At 76.8% G+C, this 6,580-nt stretch carries 2 protein-coding genes; both read right to left on the bottom strand.

Annotation, left to right across the window (positions count from 1 at the left end; genetic code table 11):
• Positions 1-1,828 (bottom strand): type I polyketide synthase (locus HCN52_RS20390; protein WP_280923942.1); only part of this gene is annotated, 1,828 nt, incomplete at its 3' end.
• A gap of 247 nt (positions 1,829-2,075) precedes the next feature.
• Positions 2,076-6,580, bottom strand: a 4,505-nt coding sequence (locus tag HCN52_RS20385) for an SDR family NAD(P)-dependent oxidoreductase (protein ID WP_168089912.1), incomplete at its 5' end; no start/stop codon positions are given.

Here is a 6,580-nt window from a genome sequence, read left to right as displayed (position 1 = left end):
CCCCACCCAACAACCCCACCACCCGATCAAACGCCCCCGCAAACACCGGAAAACACTCATACAACTCCCGACCCATCCCCACCCGCTGCGACCCCTGACCACCGAACACCACCGCGAGACGCCGTCCGGAGCGGGCACGGTCGACGCCGGGGCCGCCCGGGGCCCGTTCGCGGGCCGCGAGCGTGTCGAGGGCGGCGAGGAGGTCGTCCCCGCCGCGGCTGAGCAGGACGGCGCGGTGGTCAAGCCGGGCCCGGCCGGTGGCGAGGGAGCGTGCGAGGTCGACGGCGGGGACATCAGGCCGGGCCGCGGCGAACTCCCGCAGCCGCGCGGCGGCTTCCCGCAGCGCGGCGGGGCTCCGGCCGGACAGCAGCCAGGGCAGGGGCAGCCCCTCGGGGGTGCCGCCGGAGGGCTCGGAGACGTGGTCCTCCGGCGCGTCCTCCTCGGGTGCCTCCTCCAGGACGACGTGGGCGTTGGTCCCGCTGACACCGAAGGACGACACCGCGGCGCGGCGCGGGGTCCGGCCGCGCGGCCAGGGGGTGTGCTCGGTCAGCAGCTCGACGGCGCCGGTCCCCCAGTCGACGGCGCTGCTGGGCCGGCCGACGTGCAGCGTGGCGGGCAGTGCGTCGTGGCGCATCGCCAGGACGGACTTGATGATGCCGGTGACGCCCGCGGCGGCCTGGGTGTGGCCGAGGTTGGACTTCACCGATCCGAGCCGCAGCGGACGCGCCTCCTCCCGCCCGGCGCCGTAGGTGGCGAGGAGCGCCTGGGCCTCGATGGGGTCGCCGAGGGCGGTACCGGTGCCGTGCGCCTCCACCACGTCCACGTCCGCCGTCGACAGGCCGGCGTCCGCCAGCGCCGCGCGGATCACCCGCTGCTGCGAGGGCCCGTTGGGGGCGGTGAGCCCGTTGGAGGCGCCGTCGGAGTTGACCGCGGTGCCCCGCACCACGGCCAGCACCCGGTGTCCGTTGCGCCGCGCGTCCGACAGCCGTTCCACCAGGAGGAGGCCGGCCCCCTCCGACCAGCCGGTGCCGTCGGCGTCGTCGGAGAACGACTTGCACCGCCCGTCGGGTGCGAGGCCCCGCTGGCGGGAGAACTCGACGAAGAGGTGCGGGGACGTGAGGATCGTGACCCCGCCGACGAGGGCCATGGTGCACTCCCCCGCACGCAGGGCGCGCACGGCCTGGTGCAGGGCGACGAGCGAGGAGGAGCAGGCGGTGTCGACGGAGACGGCGGGCCCTTCGAGGCCGAAGACGTAGGCGATGCGGCCGGAGGCGACGCTCGGGGTGTTGCCGGTGAGCAGCAGCCCTTCCACGCGGGGGTCCCCGTGCCGGGCGGGCTGGTCGTAGTCCTGGGCGGAGATGCCGACCCAGACCCCGGTCCGGCTGCCGCGCAGGGTCGTCGGGTCGATCCCGGCGTCCTCGAAGGTCTCCCAGGCCGTCTCCAGCAGCACCCGCTGCTGCGGGTCCATGGCGAGCGCCTCACGCGGCGAGATACCGAAGAGTCCGGCGTCGAAGTCCGCGGCGCCGTCGAGGAATCCGCCGCGGTCCACGGTCGAGGTGCCGGGACTGTCCGGGTCGGGGGCGAAGAGCGCCTCCAGATCCCAGCCCCGGTCGGTGGGGAATCCGCCGACGGTGTCCCGGCCCGCGGCGAGCACCTCCCACAGCGTGTCGGGGGAGCCGATGCCGCCGGGCAGGCGGCAGCCCATGCCGACGATGGCGACGGGTTCGCCGGGTGCGGAGCTCCGGGCCCGCACCTGGCGGCCGAGCCGTTCGTTCTCCTTGAGCGAGGCCCGCAACGCGGCCACCAGATCCTCGCGGGATTCAGCCATGCTGGTCTCCTCCTCGCAACCGGCCGGGCATCCGCGTCGCAGGTTAGGCGGGGTGCGGGGCGGCTCCTATGGGACCGGTCCACCCCGTGGGCACTGATCGCGAATTGTTCCCGTGCACCCCGTGGTGCGCGCGGCGGCAGCGTCCCCGGGCGCCCCGGGGGGTGCGGCGGATCGGCGCCCCCGCGCCGACGGGCACGACCGCGCGCGGGAAGTTCCCCGCGCGCGGTCGTGCCCGTCGGCCGGATGGTTACGAGCCGCCGCCCAGCGCGCGCCGAATCAGTTCCTCCTCGTCCATGGCGTCGATCTCCCCCGCGTCTGCGTCCTCGGGGTCGGAGGCCGTCTCGGGCTGCACCGCCTCCTCCCCCAGCAGCCGCACCGTCAGGTACCGGGCGAGGGCCTCCGGCGTCGGGTGGTCGAACACCACCGTCGGCGGCAGGTGTTCGCCGGTGGCCCGGGCGAGTTGGTTGCGCAGTTCGACGGCGGTGAGCGAGTCGAAGCCGAGCGACTGGAACGGCCGGTCCGGCGGCACCCCGTCCACGCCCTCGGAACGGTCCCGGCCCAGGACGCCCGCGGTGAGGGTCCGCACCAGGTCGGTGGCCTCCCGCCGGGCCGCCGCCGGCGGCAGCGCGGCGACGCGCCGGGCGAAGCCGTCCCCGGTCTCCTCGGTGCTCGGGGATGCGGCGGAGCGGCGGGCGGGCCGCCGCGCGGTGAGCCCGCGGAGGACCGCGGGCAGGCCGTGGCCCTCCTCCGGGGCGACGGCGTCGGCCAGTGCGGCGGGGTCGAGGCGCAGCGGCACGTGGAACGCGTCCCCGGTGGCCGTGGCGAGATCCAGCAGCGCCAGGCCCTGCCGTGGCTCCAGCGGCAGCAGCCCCGAGCGGGCCATCCGCGCGAGGTCGCCCTCCCCGAGGTGCGCGGTGATCCCGGCGCCGTCCTGGCGCCACAGCCCCCAGGCGAGCGAGGTGGCGACCGAGCCCCGCGCGCGGCGGTGGGCGGCGAGCGCGTCGAGCAGGGCGTTGGCGGCGGCGTAGTTCCCCTGTCCGGGGCCACCGAGGACGGCCGCCGCCGAGGAGAACAGGACGAACAGGGCCAGGTCCTGGTCCGCGGTGAGCTCGTGCAGGTGCAGTGCCGCGTCGGCCTTCGGGGCGAGGACCCGGGCGAGCCGGTCCGGGGTGAGAGCGGTGACGACACCGTCCTCGACGACGCCGGCGGTGTGGACGACACCGGTCAGCGGATGCGTCGGCGGTACCGATGCCAGCAGCCGCCGCACCGCGTCCCGGTCCGCGACGTCGCACGCCGCGACGGTCACCTCCGCGCCGGCGGACCGGAGTTCGGCCGCCAGCTCGCGGGCGCCGGGCGCCTGGTCGCCGCGGCGTGAGGCGAGCAGCAGATGGCGCACGCCGCGGGAGGCGACGAGGTGGCGGGCGACGAGCGCGCCGAGGTCGCCGGTGCCGCCGGTGACCAGCACGGTGCCGTCCGGGTCGGGCCGGCGGGGCACGGTCAGCACCACCTTGCCCGTGTGGCGCGCCTCCCGCAGGTACCGGAACGCCTCCGGGGCCCGGTGGACGTGCCAGGGGGTGACCGGCAGCGGGGTCAGGACGCCCTGCTCGAAAAGGCCGACCAGTTCGGTCAGCATCTGCTGGATGCGGTCCTCGCCGGCGTCCAGGACGTCGAACGCGCGGTAGCGCACCCCCTGGTGGGCGGCGGCCACCGCCTCCGGGTCGCGGATGTCGACCTTCCCCATCTCCAGGAACCGGCCGCCGTCCCGCAGCAGCCGCAGCGAGGCGTCCACGAACTCCCCGGTGAGCGAGTTGAGGACGACGTCCAGGCCGCCGCTGCCGGCGAACGCCTCCTCGAAGTCGGTCGTGCGCGAGGACGCGGTCCGCCGCTCGTCCAGGCCGAGTGCCCGGAGGGTGTCCCACTTGCCGGGGTGGGCGGTTCCGTAGACCTCGGCGCCGAGGTGGCGCGCCAGTTGGAGGGCGGCCATGCCGACGCCGCCCGCCGCCGCGTGCACCAGGACGCGCTCACCGGGGCGGACCCCGGCGAGGTCGGTGAGTGCGTGGTAGGCGGTGAGGAAGACCAGCGGCACGGCGGCGGCCTGCTCGAACGTCCAGCTGCGCGGGAACGGTGTGACCATCCGCCGGTCCGCGACGGCGACGGGGCCGAAGCCGCCGAAGACCAGGCCGGTCACCCGGTCGCCCGGCCGCAGCCCCCGCACCCCCGGCCCGGTCTCCAGGACGACTCCGGCTGCTTCGCCCCCGAGCATGCCGGTGATGCTGGGGAACATGCCCAGGACGGTGAAGACGTCGCGGAAGTTGAGCCCGGCGGCCCGTACCCCGATGCGTACCTGGCCCTCGTCCAGCGGCGCGAGCGCCTCCGGGCAGGGCACCACGCGGAGGTTCTCCACGGTGCCGGTGCCGGTCATTCCCAGGCGCCAGGCGGGTTCCCCGGGCAGGGGCGCGAGGGCGCCGTCGGTGCCGTGGTGCGCCAGGCGCGGGGCGAGGACGAGGCCGCCCCGCAGCGCGGTGCGGGGTTCGCCCGTGGCCAGGGCGGTCGCGAGTTCCTTCACCCCGGCGCCGTCCTCGGCGTCGACGAGGACGATCCGACCGGGCTGCTCGGACTGCGCGGAGCCGACCAGGCCGTGGACGGCCGCCCCGGCCAGGTCGGGGACCGGCTCGCCGGGCAGCGCGGCGACCGCGCCGCGCGTGAGGACCAGCAGCCGGGTCCCCTCCCGCGCGGGGTCGGCGAGGTGCGTCCGCACGACATCGAGGGCGGCGCGGGTCGCGGTGTGTGCATCGTCCCCCGGGGTGGGCGGCGACCAGACCAGTACCGCGGGAGGGGCGGCGCCGTCCTCGGGGTCGTGGGTGGGCAGGCCGGTGGCGTACGGGTCGTTCTGTCCCAGCAGGGCCCACCCGCCGTCCGCGTCGGGCGCGGCGGCGGAGGGCTCCGGCAGCGGGGTCCAGTCCAGGCGGTACAGGTGGTCGAGGGCCGGGTCGCGGTCGACGACCCGATCGCGGGTCACCTTGCGGACGGTGAGCGTGTCCACGGAGGCGACCGGTGCACCGGAGGTGTCGGCGAGGAGGAGCCGTACGGACTCGCCGCCCAGATGGGTGAGGGTCACCCGCAGCGCGCGGGCCCCCGTGGCGTACAGGGTGACACCGCTGACGGCGAACGGCACGAACGCGGCGTCGGCGTCGAGGAATCCGCTGAACCGCAGGGCGTGCAGGCAGGAGTCGAGCAGCGCGGGGTGGACGCCGTAGCCCTCGGCGAAGTCGCCGCCCCGGGCGGGGCCCGCCGCCTCGGGGAGCTCCACCTCGGCGTGGACGGTGTCGCCCTCGCGCCACATGGCCCGCAGCGCCCGGAAGGCGGGGCCGTAGTCGACGCCCACCGCGCGCAGCGCCTGGTAGACGTCCTGGGTGGCGAGGGCGTCGGCGCCGGGCGGCGGCCAGGTGCCGGTGGCCGCCGCGGGGCGGGCGGCGGCGGACCGCAGCGTTCCGGTGGCGTGGGTGGTCCAGCCGGTCTCGTCGCCCGTACGGAACTCGTCCGAGTCCGGTCGGGCGTCGATCCGCAGCGTGCGCGTCCCGCTCGGGTCCGAGGGCCCGACGACCGCCCGCAGACGCACGGTCGCCGCCTCGGTGAGGACCAGGGGCGCCTGGAGGACGAGTTCGTCCACGGTGCCCGCGCCGGTCCGGTCGCCGGCCCGCACCGCCGCCTCGACGAGAGCGGAGCCGGGCAGCAGAACGCGGTCCAGCACACGGTGGTCGGCGAGCCACGGCTGGTCGGCGAGGGAGAGGCGTCCGGTGAGGACGGCCCCGCCGTCGGGCAGCGGCACGCTCGCCCCCAGCAGCGGGTGGCCGGTGGTGTCCAGGCCGAGCCGGGCGGTGTCCCCGGGGCTGCCGGGCGGCTCGCCGATCCAGTACCGACGGTGCCGGAAGGCGTAGGTCGGCAGCTCGGCGGGCCGGGCGCCACTGCCGTCGAACAGGGCGCCGAGCCGGAGTTCGTGGCCGCGCGCGACGAGCCGTCCGATGCCGGCCACCAGCGTCGCTGCCTCCGGGCGGCCGCGGCGCAGCAGCGGCACGGCGGTCCCGGCGGGGCGCTTCAGGCTGTCGGGGACGAGGGAGGCGAGGGCGGCGGGGCCGACTTCCAGGAAGGTGGTGACGCCCTCCTCCTCCAGCCGGGCCACGCCGTCGCCGAAGCGTACGGTGCCCCGCAGCTGGTCCGCCCAGTAGTCGGGGTCGGCGGCCTCGGTGGCGGTGAGGGGGCGGGCGGTGCGGTTGGAGATGAGCGGCAGGGCCGGCGGGTGCGCGGTGACCGAGCGCACCGCGGCCCGGAAGGGTGCGAGCGCGGGGTCCATGGCCGGGGAGTGGAAGGCGTGCGAGACGTCCAGCCGCTTCACCCGCGCACCGCGTCCGGACCAGTCGGCGGTGAGGGCTTCCACGTCCTGGGCCGGCCCGGACACCACGACGGCGTGCGGGGAGTTGACGGCGGCGAGGACGACGCGGCCGCCGTACGGCGTGAGCGAGGCGGCGACGTCCTGCTCGGCGGCGTCGACGGCGCTCATGGCGCCGCCGGGGGGCAGTCGGTGCATGGCGCGGGCTCGGGCGGCGACGACCGCGCAGGCGTCCGGGAGGGACCACACGCCGGCCGCGTGGGCGGCGGCGAGTTCCCCGACGGAGTGCCCGGCGACCAGGTCGGGGCGGACGCCCCAGGACTCCAGCAGGCGGAACAGCGCGGTCTCCACCGCGAACAGCGCGG

It is taken from the genome of Streptomyces bohaiensis (genome assembly GCF_012033785.1).
GTDB classification, from domain to species: Bacteria; Actinomycetota; Actinomycetes; order Streptomycetales; family Streptomycetaceae; genus Streptomyces; species Streptomyces bohaiensis.
This window is presented reverse-complemented; position numbering and strand designations above follow the sequence as displayed.